We start from the raw sequence: 18,929 nt of genomic DNA, 5'->3' as shown, positions 1-18,929 counted from the left end.
GTGTCACTTATTAAAAATGGTACAAAAATAGAGAAACAGGCAACAAAAAAGCCACGAATAATTCGTGGCTTTATAATCTTCATACAATCAGTCAGGTTTAGAAATCTAATTCTACACCAGCAAACCAGCCGTCAAGCTTCACGCTACTGCTGTTTTTAACGCTATCAAAATCGTAATCCATCACACGGTAACCACCGCGAACGTTTAGATCAAGCGCAACCAAAGGAATTGTCCACTTAACACCTGCTAGACCATCAACAGTGCTGTTGCTGTTGAAGTTACTGAAGTTTAAATCACCAAATATAGCAAGAGGTGTCATCGGGATACCCACTTCTACGTTACCGTAGATGCTAGGCTGCCACTCATCAAACGTCTCATTCTTCACTTTGCCAGAACCGAACTTCGTCATGGTAAGACCAAGATCGAATGCAATCGCATCGTTATCTAAGATTTCGTAGTAAGCAGTTAAATCTGTTTGTTCGAAAGCAACAGCACCAGTATCGATATCGTTGTAACGAAGACGGAAGTTAGGCACTAGTGGGATAAAGTGCTCAAATGCTACGTAAAAAGAAGGAGATGTGTCGTCGCTTTTATCATTTGTGCTGCTATTGATTTTCGCATTAGCATCCCATACGTCAACGCCGGCTTTAACCCCTAAAAGTGCTGCAGCTTGTGCTGGTACTGCTACAGAAAAAGCCACAGCAGCCGCTACAGCTGTAAGCATTAATTTGTTCATTCGAGTCTCCGCTCTTATAAGTATTTTAAAAAATCGGCAAGACTATAGCAGAAGCTGTACAAGAAAACCGCACTTCATTCGCTTTGCTGAATTATTGAGCCCAAAAATACTTATTGTTCCTATACAAACTAATGCGATACCGCTAGTAACGACGACGGTATGTCGAGCTTTCTCGGTGAGACTTATCAGCTTTTTTCTCACGATAAAACCACACAACAACCGCAATTAATGCAATCCATGGTAATAGCTTAAACACAACTCCAATCATACCCGCGACCACCATAATGGCAAAACCAGCAGCCACAGCAAGTAATACACCAATCATACTGACACCGGTAAAAACCAGTACTAATGAAAAAGCGATTAAAAATAGAATTTCGATCATATTCATTCCCCTTTATTATCTACATCTAACTACTGCACAAAGTAAGCCATCATTTTAATTAGAACATAAATCATTGTATTTCATGATGATACAAAAAAAGCGTAATCTTTCATTAAGATTACGCTTTTTAAGTTTGGTCAAAATAACCATTTGTTATGGTAAATATAGCCAACCTTTAATCATTTAGAGCAAAACTGTATTAGTTATACATCGAGATCATGGGGAACTTTGTCTAACGCGTATTGCACCACTTCAATACCAGAACCTGGTTTATGCGCATTCTCACTAATATAACGACGCCACTGACGTCCACCAGGTATGCCTTGAAATAGCCCAAGCATATGACGGGTGATATGGCCTAGTTTAGAGCCATTCGCCAACTGGCGTTCAATATAAGGAAACATTGCTTCTGCAGCCTCACGACGTTTAATTATGGGCTTTGAACAGCCAAATAAACGTTGGTCGACTTCTGCCATCAAGTACGGATTTTGATAAGCCTCGCGACCCACCATTACCCCGTCCATATGGTTCAAGTGTTCTTCCATCTCATCAAACGTCTTAATGCCGCCATTAATAGCCATGATTAGATTTGGAAAATCACGCTTTAATTGATAAACACGTGGATAATCAAGCGGTGGGATCTCACGGTTTTCTTTCGGGCTAAGCCCTTTGAGCCACGCTTTACGCGCATGTACCGTAAAATTATCACAGCCACTCTTCTCGTTGACGGTACCGATAAAATCAACCAAGAACTGATAAGAATCCTGCTCATCAATACCAATTCGAGTTTTAACAGTAACGGGAATATCAACCACTTCACGCATTGATGAAACACATAAAGCCACCAAATCGGCTTCACCCATTAGGCAAGCACCAAAACGCCCATTCTGAACACGATCTGATGGGCAACCTACATTCAGGTTAATTTCATCATAGCCACGCTCTTGAGCTAGTTTCGCACAGTGTGCTAAATCGACAGGGTTCGAACCACCCAATTGCAATGCGACAGGATTCTCTTCTTCATTAAACGTCAGAAAATCGCCTTTACCATGAATAATTGCCCCTGTTGTAACCATTTCGGTATAAAGCAAAGCATTGTCACTTAATAGGCGATGGAAATAACGACAATGGCGATCAGTCCAATCAAGCATCGGTGCAACGGAAAAACGCTGCATTGGATAACCAGAATTATCTTGCGTTTTTATTTCATCATTTTGGTTATTCAATAAAGCATCAGTGACCATTGTCATACCTTCATTCTAAGTGGAACTATAAATACAAAATATTGCTAATCGGCTTTTCAATACTTAAAAAAGTAAAAAGCACTGTGTTTCTTAGCAAGGTGCGCTAGTTTACGCGATTTATTAACGAAGCCCAAGATAGAAACTAAAACCCGATAACAACCAATCCACCTCCCCCATTAAAAAATGTAAAGGCGGATATACTCACACATAACCTCACCTTTTATTTCAAAGGGTTAAAATTAACATTGTTACCCACCCTTCTCGCCATTCTTTACAAACCCCTCCGAATACACTTACGTTATAAACGTCTATTACAAGTCAGTGACATTGTAGGGGGCCGCTATTAATCTGCGTATTCCATTATTTTTGTCGAATACATCTGGTAGCGTGATCAAACACACGAAATATTCTCCTGATTGTTCTAGAATTTATAGACCAGACATACGTTTATCGAATGCTGTGATAAACTGTCTGACTTATCGCTGTTTTCTGAGGTTTTAATGGCTAATCAAACGCAACTGCTGAATAAAGCACAACAGCTTTGCGATCAACGAGGAGTTAGACTTACACCTCAACGGTTAAAAGTTCTTGAATTAATTATTGAGCACCACAGTTCAATAAGCGCTTATGAGTTATTAGACTTACTAAAAGTCACCGAGCCTCAAGCAAAACCACCAACAATATATCGTGCGCTCGACTTTCTATTGGCTCAAGGCTTTATTCATAAAGTTGAATCGACTAACAGCTATATAGCTTGTTGTGTTCTTGGACACGCCGATCATTGTTCACAATTACTGATTTGTGATGAATGCGGCTATGTAGAAGAATCTCATGATGATGATTTAGCAAAATTATTGCGCCAAAAATCAGAAAAATATGGCTTCAAAATTAATCATCATGTCGTAGAAAGCCACGGTATTTGTCGTAAGTGTCAGAGCAGCAAATAATATTTTAAATTTTCATAGGCACAATACGTAATTATGCGAGCAGAATTCGTAAACCCTTTCTTAGCATCACTTTTGAATGTTCTGAAAACCATGGCGTCAATGGAATTGGCCCCACAAAAGCCACGCATTAAAAAAGATGAAGTGGCACGCGGTGATGTATCAGGTTTAATTGGCTTGATTGGTCCACAAACGAAAGGATCAATGTCGATTACCTTTGATGAAAACCTCGCTTTAGAAATCATGCAACGCATGCTTGGTGAGCGCCCAAATGGTATCAACGAAGAAGTTACTGATATGGTAGGTGAAATCACCAATATGGTAACGGGCGGGGCTAAACGTATTTTAGCTGATAAAGGTTATAACTTTGAGATGGCAACCCCAGCAGTAGTCTCAGGGCGAGGTCATACAATTACCCACAAGACGGATGGTGCCATCATCATCATGCCTTTCAATTCTGAATATGGTAAAGCGTTCATCGAAATCTGTTTTGATTAACCCAGCTTAACCCCTCAGATAAAAAAACACCGCTAATGCGGTGTTCTTAGTATCTTTTATTTCTAACCGCTATTCCACAACGTGTGGCTTATTTACGCCATTGTTTGAATGCGTTAATAAGGCCGTTCGTTGAGCTATCATGGCTCGTAATACTGCCTGCATCTTTTAGTTCAGGAAGAATCTGGTTAGCTAGCTGCTTACCTAATTCAACACCCCACTGATCAAAGCTAAAGATATTCCAGATAACACCTTGAGTGAAAATCTTTTGCTCATATAGAGCCATTAAAGAACCCAATACTTTCGGGGTTACTTGTTTAATCAAGATAGAGTTAGTTGGACGGTTACCATCAAATACTTTAAACGGTACTAAGTCTTTCACTTCACCTAAAGTCTTACCTGCTGCAACAAATTCAGCTTCAACTTGTTCTTTCGTTTTACCAAATGCCAATGCTTCTGTTTGTGCAAAGAAGTTAGCCATTAGCTTCGGATGGTGATCCGTTAATGGATTGTGGCTAATTGATGGTGCAATGAAATCACATGGGATTAGCTTCGTGCCTTGGTGAATCAACTGATAAAAAGCATGCTGACCATTGGTACCTGGTTCACCCCAAATAATAGGACCCGTTTGGTAATCAACAGGGTTGCCGCCACGGTCTACACACTTACCGTTTGATTCCATATTACCTTGCTGGAAGTAAGCAGCAAAACGGTGTAAATATTGATCGTATGGCAGAATCGCTTCAGATTCAGCACCGTGGAAGTTGTTGTACCAAATGCCGATTAACGCCAGAATCACTGGTAGGTTTTCTTCTAACGGTGCCTGTGCAAAGTGCTGATCCATATCATGGGCACCATCAAGTAGCTCAACAAAGTTGTCGAAACCAATCGATAAGCAAATAGATAGACCAATAGCTGAGCATAGCGAGTAACGACCACCAACCCAATCCCAGAATTCAAACATATTGTCAGTATCGATACCAAACTCAGACACTGAACCTGCATTGGTTGAAAGTGCGGCAAAGTGCTTAGCAACATGTGCTTGATCTTGGGCTGTAGCTAAGAACCAATCACGAGCAGAATGTGCATTCGTCATTGTTTCTTGTGTTGTAAAGGTTTTTGATGCAATCAAGAATAACGTTGTTTCTGGGTTCAAATTTTTCAGTGTTTCTGCGATATGCGTACCGTCAACGTTTGATACAAAGTGCATGTTCAAACGCGTTTTATAAGGTACTAATGCTTCAGAAACCATGTAAGGGCCAAGATCTGAACCACCGATACCGATATTAACAACATCGGTAATTTTTTGTCCTGTATAACCTTTCCAATCACCGTCAACGATGCGTGCAGTGAAGGCTTTCATCTTCTCTAGTACAGCGTTAACTTTAGGCATAACGTCTTCACCATCAACAACGACTGGTGTATTGCTACGATTACGTAATGCAGAGTGAAGAACAGCACGATCTTCAGTTTTATTAATCTTTTCACCACTGAACATTTCGGCAATCGCTGCTTTTAGTTCAGTTTGCTCAGCTAATGCAAATAGCTTCGTCAGCGTTTCTTCTGTGATAAGGTTTTTAGAGTAATCAAGCAGAATATCTGAACCGAATGTTGCAGAAAACTTAGTAAAACGCTCGCTGTCGTTAGCAAACAAGTCGCTTAATTGTAGATCTTGCGCATCTTCATAGTGTGCAGTCAGATCTTTCCAAGCTTGAGTATGCGTTGGGTTGATGTTTTTCAACATGGTGAAGTTCCTGATATTTTTAGTTGTACAATCCATCGAGCATTTCGAATCAAATCACTCAATGGATCCCCGATATTCAAATGTTGTTGTGGCGCATACAGTCTGTTTATCAGACTTTTTTGTAATTTTACAACTTATGACGGATTATGACGTGAATACGCATATACCGTCATTGAGTCAGGTCACGAAAACCAAGAGTAAATAATAGCCGTTATTATTACTAATTGTTCCAGTCACATCTCTGATTGCAACAGAGCTTTAATCAAGACGCAAGAATTAATGTAGTTTCAAAAAACAATTCAACTGAAAGCCAAACCTTATAGTTTTCATTTTACATCCGATGAAATTGAACAACAAATTACAAAAACACGCCAATTTTTTGTTGGTTTAGTACATAGTTTAATTCAACAGACTTCTTATAAGTCTTACCTATAATTTGACGAAGGCTATATGCCGACATCCATCCTTAGTAAGAATATTATAGTGTCAATTTTTTCAGGGTAATTAGCATTAGAAGCTGATAAGACATAAACGAAAGAAAATACTAAGAGCATGCCGATCTCCACTGTCTTATTTTGACGATTCAAGAAGAATAATTGAGAGATAAAAGATTCATAATACAATGGAAGGCAATAAGTACCGAGTCATGGAAACCTCGATACTTATATCATGGGATAGAACAATTAAAACGGCTGGTTAATCATTACGCGAAACATATTATCTTCACTACCCCATGCGATTTCAGTACGAACAACCACACCTTCAACTTGGAAACGAATCGCACCACCGGCGCTCCATTTCATATCTTTATGTAGCTCAACTAAATTATATTCATCCGCAACACGGCCGATATCAACGAAAGCCACCCACTGCCACCATGGTACGTCATACCAATCAAAAACGGGCCAGTCACCTAAGGGTTGCCAGTCTGGCAAGACTCGATATTCCATGCTGTAACTCAATGCTGAACGATCAACATAACGACCGCCTTGGAAGCTACGTAAACGATATAGACCACCGAGTCGAGTACCTGCATATTCTGGCGGGCGATTATATTCATCTTTGCCATTGATATTTTGGGTATTATTCCAACTAGGGGTATCGCCGGTATAAACATTAAAAGCAAAGACTTGTTGATCAATAAGATCTTTAAATGCACCTAAATCCCAAAACCAGCTTTGGCTCAGTTCCCATCTCCACCATTCCGGACTATCAGTATCACCGGGGGAATAGGTTACAGAAAACTGGCTACGGCTACCTTCTGTAGGATTACGGGTATTATTACGGTTATCCCAATCAAAACGTGTTTCAAGCCCCCACACACTGGTCGGCTCTTCAAAGCCTATATCACTAGCTGTAGAATCGGTAAACTCTCGACTTTGATAAAATGGCCGAAATTCTAATGACGACACCCCACTCGTCCATGGGCTGCTTCCTGTCAGAGTACGCACTGGCTTAATCGCCGCCATGAAACCCTCAGATTCCCCTGCTCCAAACGGTAAAATATAGCGAGCAGTCAAACGGTATTGGGCTTCTTTACCATCAGCAATAATGGCATCGTCTTGAGAAGAATCATTCAATGTGCCGTCACCCACATAATAATCAGCCTGATTAAAATCAGCAGCGTACAGCTCAGCACCAAATAACCATCGACTATCTTGTGACAACACATAATTGTTCGCAGCAAGAAAGGTTATCCACGAATTTTTATCGGTAATAACACCCACACCAAGCAACGAGGCTTGAGGCTGCCCAGCACTTTTAATCAAGCCTGCCGCACCAACCGCGAACCCTAAAGAGTCACTTGAAAAAGCAAACGGAACGGCCGCAAAATCAGGGGTATATTTTTTTTGATGATCATCAGATAAAACTGATGCTGAATGCAATAAAGCCGTAGCAAGGGCTACGGCTTTAATTTTTTTATAGAAATTCAAATTAATCTGTTCTTCACTTTGCGATTATAAATAGGTCATATCAACTCGTGATGTTAGCTTGGTCACTAACTCGTACGCGATTGTGCCAATATGCTCAGCGACAACTTCTGCAGGTAAACCATTTCCCCACAAAACCGCTTCATCACCGACTTTATCTTGCGCATTAGGCCCAAGATCGACAGTCAGCATGTCCATAGACACACGCCCAGCCATGGGTACGATACGACCGTTAACTAAAACTGGGGTGCCATTCGGGGCTGTACGTGGGTAACCATCACCGTAACCAATCGCAATTACGCCGACTTTTGTATCACGCTCACTGGTCCATATGCCACCATAACCGACTTGCTCACCTTCTTTCACATCACGAACTGCAATTAAGCTAGAAGTTAGTGTCATCACAGGTTGCAGGTTAAATGCTTCAGCTGAACGGTCTGGTTCAATAAATGGAGAAACACCATACATAATAATGCCAGGACGAATCCATTCAAGCTGGCTATCAGGCCAGGCCAAGATCCCCGCCGAAGCAGCCAAAGAACGCTCGCCACTGCAGCCTTCCGTTAACGATAGGAAGGTATTAATTTGTTGGTTAGTGACATTACTCGTCAGATCATCAGCACAACCAAAGTGACTCATATATCGCAATGGTTTGGCGACATTATCGCAGGCATGTAAGCGTTGTACAAAATCATCTAGTTGCTCAGGGCGCACACCTAAGCGATGCATTCCCGTATCAATCTTCAACCAAACAACCGCTTGGTTGTCTAATTCAGCCGATTCTAGCGCCTCTAGTTGCTCGATTGAATGGACGACAGTATGAATATTATTTGTCACGATAATAGGTAAATCAGATGCGCCATAAAAACCTTCTAATAATAAGATAGGTTTAACGACCCCTCCTGCACGTAACGTTAATGCTTCTTCAATACGAGCAACACCAAATGCATCAGCATCAGGTAAACTTTTTGCTACATGTAACAAGCCATGTCCGTATCCATTCGCTTTCACTACGGCTAATAATTTACTATTCGGTGCCTGTAAATGCAGTTGTCGAATGTTATGTGTTAGCGCGTCGGTATTGATATAAGCTGTCGCCGCTTTCATCGTTAATTCCTAATTCCTAATTCTAAGATCATTCTTCATCGAATGCAGGTCCTGCATAATTATCAAAGCGCGAGTATTGACCTTGGAACGTTAAGCGAACAGAGCCAATAGGACCATTACGCTGCTTACCAATGATAATTTCTGCAATGCCTTTTAATGCACTTTCTTCGTTATACACTTCGTCACGATAAATAAACATAATCAAATCGGCATCTTGCTCGATCGCACCAGATTCACGTAAGTCAGAGTTAATCGGGCGTTTATCAGCACGCTGCTCCAACGATCGGTTAAGCTGCGAAAGGGCAACAACAGGAACATTCAATTCCTTCGCCAATGCTTTAAGAGAGCGTGAAATTTCAGATATTTCTAAAGTACGATTATCTTGCATGCCAGGCACGCGCATTAGCTGAAGGTAATCGATCATGATCATGCTTAGCCCGCCGTGGTCACGAGCAATACGACGCGCCCGTGAACGCAATTCGGTTGGTGTTAAGCCCGAGCTATCATCAATGAACATATTCTTCTTCTCCATCAGAATACCCATTGTTGATGAGATACGCGCCCAATCTTCATCATCAAGCTGACCGGTACGAATTTTCGTTTGATCAACACGAGATAATGACGCCAACATACGCATCATGATTTGTTCTGAGGGCATTTCCAATGAAAAGATAAGCACCGGCTTTTCTTGGTCCATTGCTGCGTTTTCACACAAATTCATCGCAAACGTGGTTTTACCCATAGATGGACGTGCCGCAACAATGATTAAATCTGAACCCTGCAGGCCTGCGGTTTTCTTATTGAGATCACTAAAACCAGTCGATACACCCGTAACACCATCTTGTGGCGTTTGGTATAGCAGTTCAATTCGCTCTAAGGTTTTTTCCAGAATGGTATCAACACTCTGTGGACCTTCATTATCATTGGTGCGCTGCTCTGCAATCGCAAAAACTTTACTTTCTGCCATGTCGAGCAAGTCTTCACTGGTACGCCCTTGCGGATCATACCCGGCATCAGCAATATCATTCGCCACACCAATCATGTCTCGAATTAATGCTCGCTCACGAACAATCTCGGCGTATGCTGCAATGTTTGCCGCTGAAGGCGTATTTTTAGCTAATTCTGCAAGGTAAGCAAAACCACCCACATCTTCTAATTTATCTGCACGCTCTAAATGTTCAGACAACGTAATAAGATCGAGGGGCTGCCCGCCCTCAAGTAACGCTGCTGTAGCTTCAAAAATAATACGATGGGGACGACTATAAAAGTCTTTTGAGACAACCTTCTCCGCAACGCGATCCCACTTTTCATTGTCCAACATTAAACCGCCCAGCACAGACTGCTCGGCTTCTAATGAATGTGGAGGCATTTTGATTGCATCCATCTGGGTATCTTTATATTTTTTCGGTTTACTATTATCAGCCATAATGATCGCGCGGTTACCTGAAACGAAGCCTGTTAGTATACCTTATTCATGTCATCTCTACGCATATCTCGTACAGGATAAATAGAAAGATGCCTTTTTGTTGATAAGATGATTATGACGTTTTTTCTGCGAGCAAGATGTATCCCTTTGCTATTCTTGACCAAAAGCTGACAATTTTAAGGTAAACTGCCCGCCAGCATTTATACCGACACGCTATTTAAATAATACTCGAGCAACGGAGGACACTTGGCAAGATACTTACTCGCTTTACTACTGCTTGCCAGTTCTCACGCTTATGCTGATGATGACGATACTCCAAACCTCCCCCCTTCACCGCTATCTACGGAGATAGAGCTTGGTTACCAATCATTGTCGGGTAATTCAGACTCACAATCGTTGAACACGCGGCTTGGACTTACGTATGTAAAAAACCAATTCCGTCACTCAGGTGAAGCAAAGTACTTATTAGTCAATAAAGATGGCGAAGAAGACAAACGTAAAGGTTCGTTAGAATTACAGTCAGATATGAAAATTAATGAGCGTGCCTATCTATTGGGTAATGCTAATTATGTTGACGATCGCTATGGGCCGTACTTTATCGATTTTACCTTAGCAACAGGTATGGGTTATCAGCTCTTACGTCGCGAAACCGTCTTGATGGAAGTGGAAGCTGGTCCAGGCTATCGTCATCAAGAACCCAATCTTGATGAAATTAGCGACGATGACATCGTCTTACCAGATACGGTCGACGAACTGATTATCAGGGCAAGTACCAAAGTAACGTGGAAGCCAGTTAAAAATATGGAATTGAATCTACGACTAACAGGCATAGCGGGTAACAGTAACAGTACGTTAGAAAGTGAAATAAATCTGACTAGCTCTGTGACCGAACACATTGCGATAAAGATTAGCAGTTCACAAAAATATAATAGTTGGGTACCCGATGGTTTGAAAAAGAGAGATTCAACCATGACAGTCAATTTACTGTTTAAGATTTAGTGCATCGGTTTCAGGGAAGAAGTTCTGTCGAAACCGTTAAATTCAGTTATGAATGGCATATTACAGATACAAAAAAACCAGCCCAAAGGCTGGTTTTTTTTATTAACACTAAAAACTATTACTCTGCAGCAACAATTGTTAGGTTAACTTTAGCGAATACGTCAGAGTTTAGCTGAATGCTAACTTCGTATTCGCCAGTGTTACGTAGCGCGCCTTCAGGTAGACGAACTTCGCTCTTCACTACTGCTTCGCCTGCCGCTGTAATAGCGTCAGCGATATCGCGAGTACCGATAGAACCGAATAGTTTACCTTCGTCACCTGCTTTAGATGCGATAACGATCGCTTCTAGAGCAGCTAATTTTTCTGCACGAGCTTCAGAAGCAGCTAGTTGCTCAGCAACTTTAGCTTCTAGTTCTGCACGGCGAGTTTCGAACATTTCAACGTTAGCTTTAGTAGCCATAACAACTTTACCCTGTGGGATAAGGAAGTTACGAGCGTAACCAGACTTAACGTTAACTTGATCGCCTAGGCTACCTAGGTTACCGATTTTATCAAGTAGAATAACTTGCATTATCTTGTCCTCTTTATAAGTCTAAAAACTACTACGCTTACAGATGCTTATCTGTGTACGGTAGAAGTGCTAGGTAACGAGAACGCTTGATAGCGCGAGCTAGCTGACGTTGGTATTTAGCACGAGTACCAGTGATACGGCTCGGTACAATTTTACCAGCTTCAGTAATGTAGTTTTTTAGAGTAACTACGTCTTTGTAGTCGATCTCTTGTACGTCTTCTGCAGTGAAACGACAGAATTTACGACGACGGAAGAAACGTGCCATGGGCTAATCTCCTGAACAAATTATTTCAATGTGGTCGGCATGCAACACTAATTTACCTATGCCATTACGGCCGGTTTGGTATGAGATAAATCCCGCTACCTTAGTGTGTACGCCAACGGCTAAATCTTGAGTGAGAACTTGTAGACCTTTACCACTGATTACTACATTGATGTAGCAATACACCTGCCGAAGTAAATCAGCTTCCCGTTGGTAGGAGCGATGCTCAAGCACAAAGTGACAATGAGGCACACCTGCCGGGGATTGGCTTCGCTTGGGGTCTTTGGCTATAACACCAGACAACTCCAGACGATTGGTCATATTACAAATTACTCAGCTGCAGCTTCGTCTTCAGCTTGTGCTGGAGCTTCTGCACGTGGCGCTTCTGAACGATCTGAACGCTCTTCGCGGTCGTCACGCTTAGTGAAACGCTCTTCTTTAGCCTTCATCATTGGAGATGGCTCAGTTACAGCGTTTTTCGCACGCATGATCATGTTACGGATCACAGCATCGTTGAAACGGAAAGTCGTTTCAAGTTCGTCAACTACAGACTGCTCAGCTTCGATGTTCATAAGAACATAGTGTGCTTTGTGCAGTTTGTTGATTGGGTAAGCCATTTGACGGCGGCCCCAATCTTCTAGACGGTGAATTTGACCACCAGAATCTTTGATTGAACCAGTGTAACGTTCGATCATGCCAGCAACCTGTTCGCTTTGATCAGGGTGCACCATGAATACGATTTCGTAATGACGCATTGGTTGCTCCTTACGGATTAATCAGCTTCCAGATTTGGCTCGGTTAACCAGAGGAAGCAAGGAACTAAAAAAAGAACCGAGAATTTGGACACCGAATAGTATAGAGAATACCCAGTTGAAGCAAGAGATTTTAGGTATTAATCCCAGTAAAAATGAAAATAAAAAAGGGCTGTGAAAATCACAGCCCTTTTATGTACTTCATAATGTCGCTATCTAGCTAAAATAAAAGACTAAATCTGACGTTGACGTACAGCTTCAAATAAACAAATACCTGTCGCGACAGACACATTAAGACTTGAAACAGAGCCAGCCATTGGGATCTTGATTAAGTCATCACATGTTTCACGCGTCAGACGACGCATTCCTTCACCTTCAGCACCCATAACAATGGCTAATGGCCCTGTTAGTTTACTGTGGTAAATATCATGCGTTGCTTCACCAGCAGTACCGACAATCCACACACCTTTGTCTTGCAGTGCACGCATGGTACGCGCCAAGTTCGTTACACGTACCAGAGGCATCACTTCAGCAGCACCACAAGCTACTTTACTTGCGGTTGCAGTCAGCTGTGCTGCACGGTCTTTAGGAATAATTACCGCAGCGGCACCAGCAGCATCAGCATTACGTAAACAAGCACCTAGATTATGAGGATCAGTTACGCCATCTAAAATCAATAACAGCGGATTTTCAGAGCCTTCTAAGATGGCATCTAAATCGTGCTCATTAAGCTGTTTTGCAGGCTTAACACGAGCAATAATACCTTGATGAGATGCGCCTTTAGCTTTGTCGTCTAATGCTTTACGACCTGCTTGCTGAATAGTAATACCTAAGTCTTTCAATTCAGTAAGTAGCGGCATTAAGCGATCATCTTGACGATCTTTTAGCACAAATACTTCGATTAAACGTACCGGGTCTGTCGCTAAAACAGCTTTTACGGCATGAATACCGAAAATCATGTCATTACTCATTAATTAGCCTTCTTCTCTAACCGTTCTTTTTTACCAGCACGCTGTTTCTTTCGTGCCTTGCTTGATTTCTTCACTTTACGCTTAGGGTCGTTCGCTTTCTTTGACTTTGGATCCCCCGTAGCAGGACCTTTATCACCCTCAGCCAATGGTACAGCACCTTCTTTCAGCTTTTGGCGCACCGATGAGCGTACTCTCTTTGATTTCGAACGATGCGCAGTTTTTGCTTCACCATCTTCAACAATGAACGCTTTCTTAGCTGGGTTCCCGCCGAATGAGCGCATACCTTCTGCTTTACGCATTCGCTGTTGTTTTTTCTTTGCTGTTTTACCTTCACCACGCGGTTTACGGTTACTACCAGCAATATCAAAATCAATCTGGCGATCATTCAAATTAATGGCAGCAACCTTAACCTGAACCGTATCACCTAAACGGTAAACCAAACCAGAACTGTCGCCAATCAATCGCTGACCAATAGCATCATATTGGTAGTAATCATTCGCTAAATTCGAAATGTGTACTAGGCCATCAATGTTCAGCTCTTTTAAACGAACAAAGAAACCAAAGCCTGTTACATTCGCAATCACACCTTCGAATTCATCGCCGATATGGTCTTGCATGTACTCACATTTCAGCCAATCAGCCACATCACGTGTTGCATCATCTGCACGACGCTCTGTCATTGAACATTGCTCACCGATTTTATCAATATCATCGAATGAGTAATGATAACCACCAGTTGGTGTCCAGCGATCTTCGTTCTTACCTTCATTTTTCGCAATTAAGTACTTAATTGCGCGGTGTAAGGTTAAATCAGGGTAACGACGAATTGGTGACGTAAAGTGCGCGTATTGCTTCAGTGCTAAACCGAAGTGACCGATATTATCGGCTTGATACAAAGCTTGCTTCATAGAACGAAGCAACATGGTTTGAATCAATTCTTTATCAGGGCGATCATGAATTAGCGTCGCCAATGCCGCATAATCACGCGGTGTAGGCTCAAGACCACCCGATAAATGCAGGCTTAACTCACCCAAGAAATCACGGAAACCCTGTAAGCGTTCTTCGCCAGGAACATCGTGTGCACGATACAATGCAGGCTCTTTGGCTTTTTCAACAAAACGTGCTGATGCAATATTGGCTAAAATCATACATTCTTCGATGATTTTATGTGCTTCGTTACGCTCTGCAGGCACAATGCGGTCAATCTTACGATCTGCATTGAAGATAAACTGCGTTTCGATTGTTTCAAACTCAATCGCACCACGCTCTTCACGTGATTTCTTCAGCACTTTATACATGCCAAAGAGTTCTTCCAAATGAGGAACTAATGGCGCATAACGTTCGCGTAACTCTTCATCACCATCCAACATTTTACTCACTTTGGTGTAAGTAAGACGTGCATGAGAATTCATTACCGCTTCGTAATGCTTATAACCTGACAGGTTACCTGAATCGGAAATGGTCATTTCACAAACCATACACAAGCGATCGACTTGTGGGTTCAGTGAACATAAACCGTTCGACAACACTTCAGGTAACATCGGGATCACTTCGGAAGGAAAGTAAACCGAGTTACCACGTTTAGTTGCTTCGTTGTCTAATGCTGAAGCTGGACGAACGTAATGGCTTACGTCAGCAATTGCTACCCATAAACGCCAGCCACCTGACTTTTTACGCTCACAAAAAACAGCATCATCAAAGTCACGAGCATCTTCACCATCGATCGTAACTAACGGTAAATCACGTAAATCAACACGTCCTGCTTTTGCTTCTTCAGGTACTTCTTCGCCTAGCCCCTGAATTTGCTTCGTAACTTCAGATGGCCATTCGTTTGGAATATCATGGGTACGTAGGGCAATTTCGATTTCCATACCCGGTGCCATGTTTTCGCCCAACACTTCGACGACTTTACCTACCGCGTTATGCTGACGAGTGGCACGTTGATTGATTTCAACCACCACAACATTTCCCATACGAGCCCCCATGCGGAAATCGTTCGGGATCACGATATCTTGCGAAATGCGGGAATCGTCAGGCACCACGTACCCCATGCTCTCTTCAATGAAGAAACGACCCACAATTTGCTTGGTGCTTTCTTGTAAAATACGAACAACACGGCCTTCACGACGTCCACGTTTATCGACACCTGACACTTGCGCCAAAATGTAATCACCGTGAATCACACCACGCATTTGGTGGCTAGGCAGCATAAGGTCATCTTTGTTTCCGACACCTTCAGGGCGCACGAAACCAAAGCCATCACGATGACCAATAACATGACCTTTAATGAGGTCGAGACGTTCAGGTAAGGCGTAACACTGACGACGAGTAAAAATAAGTTGACCATCACGTTCCATCGCACGTAAGCGACGACGTAAACCTTCGTAATGGTCATCTCCTTCTAGCTTTAGTTCAGTAAATAACTGATCACGGCTAACAGGAGCAGAAAAGCCACGAATTACTTCAAGTAGAAGTTCACGGCTTGGAATTGGGTTTTCGTAATTTGATGCTTCGCGATCGCGGAAAGGATCGACCGGTAAATCGGTTGTACCTTTGGACATAAGCTGATCCATGTTGGCAAAATATACGTTAGGTATACTCAAACCATAGGTGAACAGACGGGAGCAAAGCAAAAAACTTTACTCCACTAATAAGATGGGAAGTTATTGTTATATGCGTTATTCCGTTACAGGACGATCAAGCAATACAAGTAACGGTGGATTATTATCAATTAAGCTTAGCAAAGTATGTTTATCAAGCTCAGCTAAAAACGCACTTCTTGCTGATGCCAAAATTCCTTTTAGTTGGCAGGCTGGCGTAATATGACAAAAATCTTCACTGCAATTAACGATCTGCAGCGGTTCAGTTGCACGCACCACATCACCCAGAATAATTCTGTTAGCAGGCATTCCTAAACGAATACCACCGTTTTTTCCTCGCACAGTATCCACATAGCCAAGTTGACCTAATTTATTAATGATCTTAACCATGTGGTTACGGGATACACCATAAACTTCAGTCACTTTACTAATGCTGGTTAATTCGCCCTCAGGCAAAGTTGCAAGGTATATCAAGGCACGAAGGCCGTAGTCTGTAAAACTGGTTAACTGCACAATAACTCCTCTTTCGTCCATTTTAATCTTGTTCTTGACTAAAAGATACAGATCAGATACAACTTATAAGGTGCATTATAAATATAACTTTAAGAGAAAGTCATGATAAGTCAACAAACTATTGATATCGTTAAAGCAACAGCGCCAGTTGTCGCTGCAACAGGCCCAAAACTAACCGCGCACTTTTATGAGCGCATGTTTAGCCATAACCCTGAACTCAAAGATATTTTTAATATGAGTAATCAGCGCAATGGCGATCAACGAGAAGCATTATTTAATGCAATTTGCGCCTATGCGAACAACATCGACAATCTAGCCGCCCTATTGCCTGCTGTTGAAAAAATCGCTCATAAACATACAAGTTTCATGATTACTGCTGAACAATATCAAATTGTTGGCGGTCATTTATTGGCAACGATTGATGAATTGTTGTCACCAGGACAAGAAGTATTAGATGCTTGGGGTGAAGCATACGGCGTACTTGCCAACGTATTCATTACTCGCGAAGAAGCGATCTATCAAGAAAATGAAGACAAAACGGGTGGCTGGCGTGGAACGCGTGAATTTACATTAATCGAAAAAACACAAGAAAGTGATGTTATTACCAGTTTCACTTTCAAGCCAACAGATGGTGGCACGGTTTCAAACTTTAAACCGGGACAATACCTAGGTATCTACCTCACTCCTGACGCCTTTGAATTTCAGGAAATACGTCAGTACAGCTTATCATCAGCGCCACGTACCGATAGTTACCGAATCTCGGTTAAGCGTGAAGAAGGCGGTAAAGTCTCTAATTACCTGCACAATGAACTCACTGTTGGTGATACCGTACAACTTGCCGCACCTGCAGGCGATTTCTTTTTAGATGTACCGGCAACTACACCCGTTACATTAATTTCAGCTGGTGTAGGTTTAACACCAACATTATCAATGTTAGATGCGTTAACAGAGCATCAAGCATCAGTGCATTGGTTGCACGCAACTGAAAATGGTAGTCACCACGCCTTTAAAGATTATGTGAATGCGCTGGCAGATAAGTACGATCATATCAGTGCGACAACTTGGTATCGTGAACCACTCGCCACTGATCGCCCAGCTGAAGATTTCGATTACCAAGGCATGATTGATTTGAATGTTGTTGCACCGCAATTAATTGACCCTGCAACGCATTATTACTTCTGTGGTCCAGTTGGTTTCATGCAGCATGTTGCAAAACAGCTTATTGAATTAGGTGTGCAAGAAGGCAATATTCACTACGAATGCTTTGGTCCACATAAAGTACTATAAAAGATACTGTGGGAACGTGCTGAAGCTGCTCACTGATTCAGTATGTACAATAAAAGCGAAGTGTCATAGTTCTAAAGCGTAGCCAATGGTTACGCTTTTTTATTAGGGGGAATAAGGGGTCAAAAATCGAGATAATTAAGACAAGATAAATCTTTACCAGAAAGTATCACGACGTTTTGCTCGTGCAATAATGTTTTCAGGCATCCGGCGCTCAAGCCCCATACGTAACTGGGCAATCTTTCGATGCGAGCTCTTACTGGCCGTTACTGTGTTATACAACCAGCGATATGCATCTTCAAAATCCAGTGGGCTACCGTAATTATTCAATAATAACTCAGCAAGTTGAATGCGGGCATCAACATTGCCCATTGCAGCAGCTTCACGCAAATATGGGATAGCCCGTTCACGGTCTTGTTGAACTAACGTGCCTTTTGCATAATAACGACCAAGCTGTTCAAGTGCCGCTGGTGAACCTTGGTGCGCAGCAGACTGCATGTAATACACGCCTAACTCAACATCCCGCTCAACACAGACGCCCCAAGCCAGCATATCGCCATACAAGAACTGGTAAGAGGGGGATTCTACGCGTTTCGCTCGTGCTTCAATATCTTGTACCAGCTGGCAATCATCTACTTTTAGTTGCTGCAGATGGGTATTGCTTTCAAATAACTTAATCAATTCAGCGTCAGTGTAAACAGGCACAGCATCACCTACATCTTCCAATGCATATACAGGTGTAACTACCAGTAATGTCGAAAATAATAAGTGACGCAGGTTCATCAACTAATCTCTCTTAAGCCGTAAATAGCTTATCGACCACACCATTTCAGACTTTAGAGAAAAGCGATAAAAAAACGGCAACTTTTTGCCACTTAAAAATAGACTAGAGGGTAACATCAAATAACAGGCAATAAAAAAGCCAACCTTTCGGTTGGCTTTCATCAAACATTATCAATTACCTT

The 18,929-nt window shown here is 42.1% G+C and carries 19 protein-coding genes; 4 read left to right on the top strand and 15 right to left on the bottom strand.

Annotated elements, in window-relative coordinates; translation table 11 throughout:
- Positions 1–97 precede the first annotated feature (97 nt).
- The 3 genes from C9J48_RS26405 to dusA form a co-directional block, all read right to left on the bottom strand.
- A complete protein-coding gene (locus C9J48_RS26405) occupies positions 98–736 on the bottom strand; it encodes a TIGR04219 family outer membrane beta-barrel protein (protein WP_006233785.1) in 639 nt (212 codons plus the stop codon).
- A gap of 142 nt (positions 737–878) precedes the next feature.
- Entirely contained in the window at positions 879–1,121 is a 243-nt protein-coding gene (pspG, locus tag C9J48_RS26400) for an envelope stress response protein PspG (RefSeq protein WP_006233787.1), read from the bottom strand.
- 203 nt (positions 1,122–1,324) lie between these two features.
- Positions 1,325–2,365, bottom strand: coding sequence for a tRNA dihydrouridine(20/20a) synthase DusA (gene dusA / locus C9J48_RS26395; protein WP_006233789.1), 1,041 nt, complete (start codon positions 2,363–2,365; stop codon positions 1,325–1,327).
- A gap of 500 nt (positions 2,366–2,865) precedes the next feature.
- Between dusA and zur the strand changes: the two genes are divergently transcribed.
- Complete coding sequence (gene zur, locus C9J48_RS26390; protein ID WP_006233790.1) at positions 2,866–3,312, top strand: zinc uptake transcriptional repressor Zur; 447 nt, start codon at positions 2,866–2,868, stop codon at positions 3,310–3,312.
- 33 nt (positions 3,313–3,345) lie between these two features.
- A complete protein-coding gene (locus C9J48_RS26385) occupies positions 3,346–3,807 on the top strand; it encodes a chemotaxis protein CheX (protein ID WP_006233791.1) in 462 nt (153 codons plus the stop codon).
- 88 nt (positions 3,808–3,895) lie between these two features.
- Here the strand turns inward: C9J48_RS26385 and pgi are convergent, their stop codons facing one another.
- From pgi to C9J48_RS26365, 4 genes are all read right to left on the bottom strand, one after another.
- Positions 3,896–5,548, bottom strand: a complete 1,653-nt coding sequence (gene pgi, locus C9J48_RS26380; protein ID WP_006233792.1) for a glucose-6-phosphate isomerase — start codon at positions 5,546–5,548, stop codon at positions 3,896–3,898.
- A gap of 683 nt (positions 5,549–6,231) precedes the next feature.
- Positions 6,232–7,482, bottom strand: coding sequence for a BamA/TamA family outer membrane protein (locus C9J48_RS26375; protein WP_006233793.1), 1,251 nt, complete (start codon positions 7,480–7,482; stop codon positions 6,232–6,234).
- A gap of 24 nt (positions 7,483–7,506) precedes the next feature.
- Positions 7,507–8,586 carry an alanine racemase gene (gene alr / locus C9J48_RS26370; RefSeq protein WP_006233794.1) on the bottom strand — a complete coding sequence of 360 codons (1,080 nt, stop codon included), beginning with the start codon at positions 8,584–8,586 and terminating at the stop codon, positions 7,507–7,509.
- A 28-nt stretch (positions 8,587–8,614) separates the two neighbouring features.
- Positions 8,615–10,012, bottom strand: coding sequence for a replicative DNA helicase (locus tag C9J48_RS26365; RefSeq protein WP_006233795.1), 1,398 nt, complete (start codon positions 10,010–10,012; stop codon positions 8,615–8,617).
- Between the two features lie 246 nt (positions 10,013–10,258).
- On the opposite strand from C9J48_RS26365, the gene C9J48_RS26360 reads away from it, so the two are divergent.
- Positions 10,259–11,011: a DUF481 domain-containing protein gene (locus C9J48_RS26360; protein WP_006233796.1), complete on the top strand. Its 753-nt coding sequence runs from the start codon at positions 10,259–10,261 to the stop codon at positions 11,009–11,011.
- A 118-nt stretch (positions 11,012–11,129) separates the two neighbouring features.
- On the opposite strand, the gene rplI is transcribed toward C9J48_RS26360, so the two are convergent.
- The 7 genes from rplI to nsrR all read right to left on the bottom strand — a co-directional run bounded on the left by rplI (position 11,130) and on the right by nsrR (position 16,680).
- Entirely contained in the window at positions 11,130–11,582 is a 453-nt protein-coding gene (gene rplI / locus C9J48_RS26355; RefSeq protein ID WP_006233797.1) for a 50S ribosomal protein L9, read from the bottom strand.
- A gap of 37 nt (positions 11,583–11,619) precedes the next feature.
- On the bottom strand, positions 11,620–11,847 hold the full coding sequence (gene rpsR, locus C9J48_RS26350) for a 30S ribosomal protein S18 (protein ID WP_006233798.1): 228 nt from the start codon (positions 11,845–11,847) through the stop codon (positions 11,620–11,622).
- A gap of 3 nt (positions 11,848–11,850) precedes the next feature.
- On the bottom strand, positions 11,851–12,165 hold the full coding sequence (gene priB, locus C9J48_RS26345) for a primosomal replication protein N (RefSeq protein ID WP_107281294.1): 315 nt from the start codon (positions 12,163–12,165) through the stop codon (positions 11,851–11,853).
- A gap of 8 nt (positions 12,166–12,173) precedes the next feature.
- Positions 12,174–12,599, bottom strand: coding sequence for a 30S ribosomal protein S6 (gene rpsF, locus C9J48_RS26340; RefSeq protein ID WP_006233800.1), 426 nt, complete (start codon positions 12,597–12,599; stop codon positions 12,174–12,176).
- A gap of 230 nt (positions 12,600–12,829) precedes the next feature.
- The gene (rlmB, locus tag C9J48_RS26335) at positions 12,830–13,567 is read right to left on the bottom strand and encodes a 23S rRNA (guanosine(2251)-2'-O)-methyltransferase RlmB (protein WP_006233801.1); all 738 of its coding nucleotides are present in this window, start codon (positions 13,565–13,567) and stop codon (positions 12,830–12,832) included.
- Positions 13,567–16,128 (bottom strand): ribonuclease R, encoded by a 2,562-nt coding sequence (gene rnr / locus C9J48_RS26330; protein WP_006233802.1) that lies wholly within the window; start codon positions 16,126–16,128, stop codon positions 13,567–13,569. The genes rlmB and rnr overlap by 1 nt, the downstream gene beginning before the upstream one ends.
- Positions 16,129–16,245: 117 nt before the next feature.
- The gene (nsrR, locus tag C9J48_RS26325) at positions 16,246–16,680 is read right to left on the bottom strand and encodes a nitric oxide-sensing transcriptional repressor NsrR (protein WP_006233803.1); all 435 of its coding nucleotides are present in this window, start codon (positions 16,678–16,680) and stop codon (positions 16,246–16,248) included.
- Positions 16,681–16,782: 102 nt separating this feature from the next.
- Between nsrR and hmpA the strand changes: the two genes are divergently transcribed.
- Entirely contained in the window at positions 16,783–17,967 is a 1,185-nt protein-coding gene (gene hmpA / locus C9J48_RS26320; protein ID WP_006233804.1) for an NO-inducible flavohemoprotein, read from the top strand.
- Positions 17,968–18,120: 153 nt separating this feature from the next.
- Here the strand turns inward: hmpA and motX are convergent, their stop codons facing one another.
- Positions 18,121–18,747: a flagellar protein MotX gene (gene motX / locus C9J48_RS26315; protein WP_006233805.1), complete on the bottom strand. Its 627-nt coding sequence runs from the start codon at positions 18,745–18,747 to the stop codon at positions 18,121–18,123.
- Between the last annotated feature and the right edge of the window lie 182 nt (positions 18,748–18,929).

Source organism: Photobacterium profundum, from assembly GCF_003026285.1.
Taxonomy (GTDB): domain Bacteria; phylum Pseudomonadota; class Gammaproteobacteria; order Enterobacterales; family Vibrionaceae; genus Photobacterium; species Photobacterium profundum.
The sequence above is the reverse complement of the archived record's forward strand: the minus strand, read 5'-3'. Positions and strand labels throughout refer to the sequence as shown.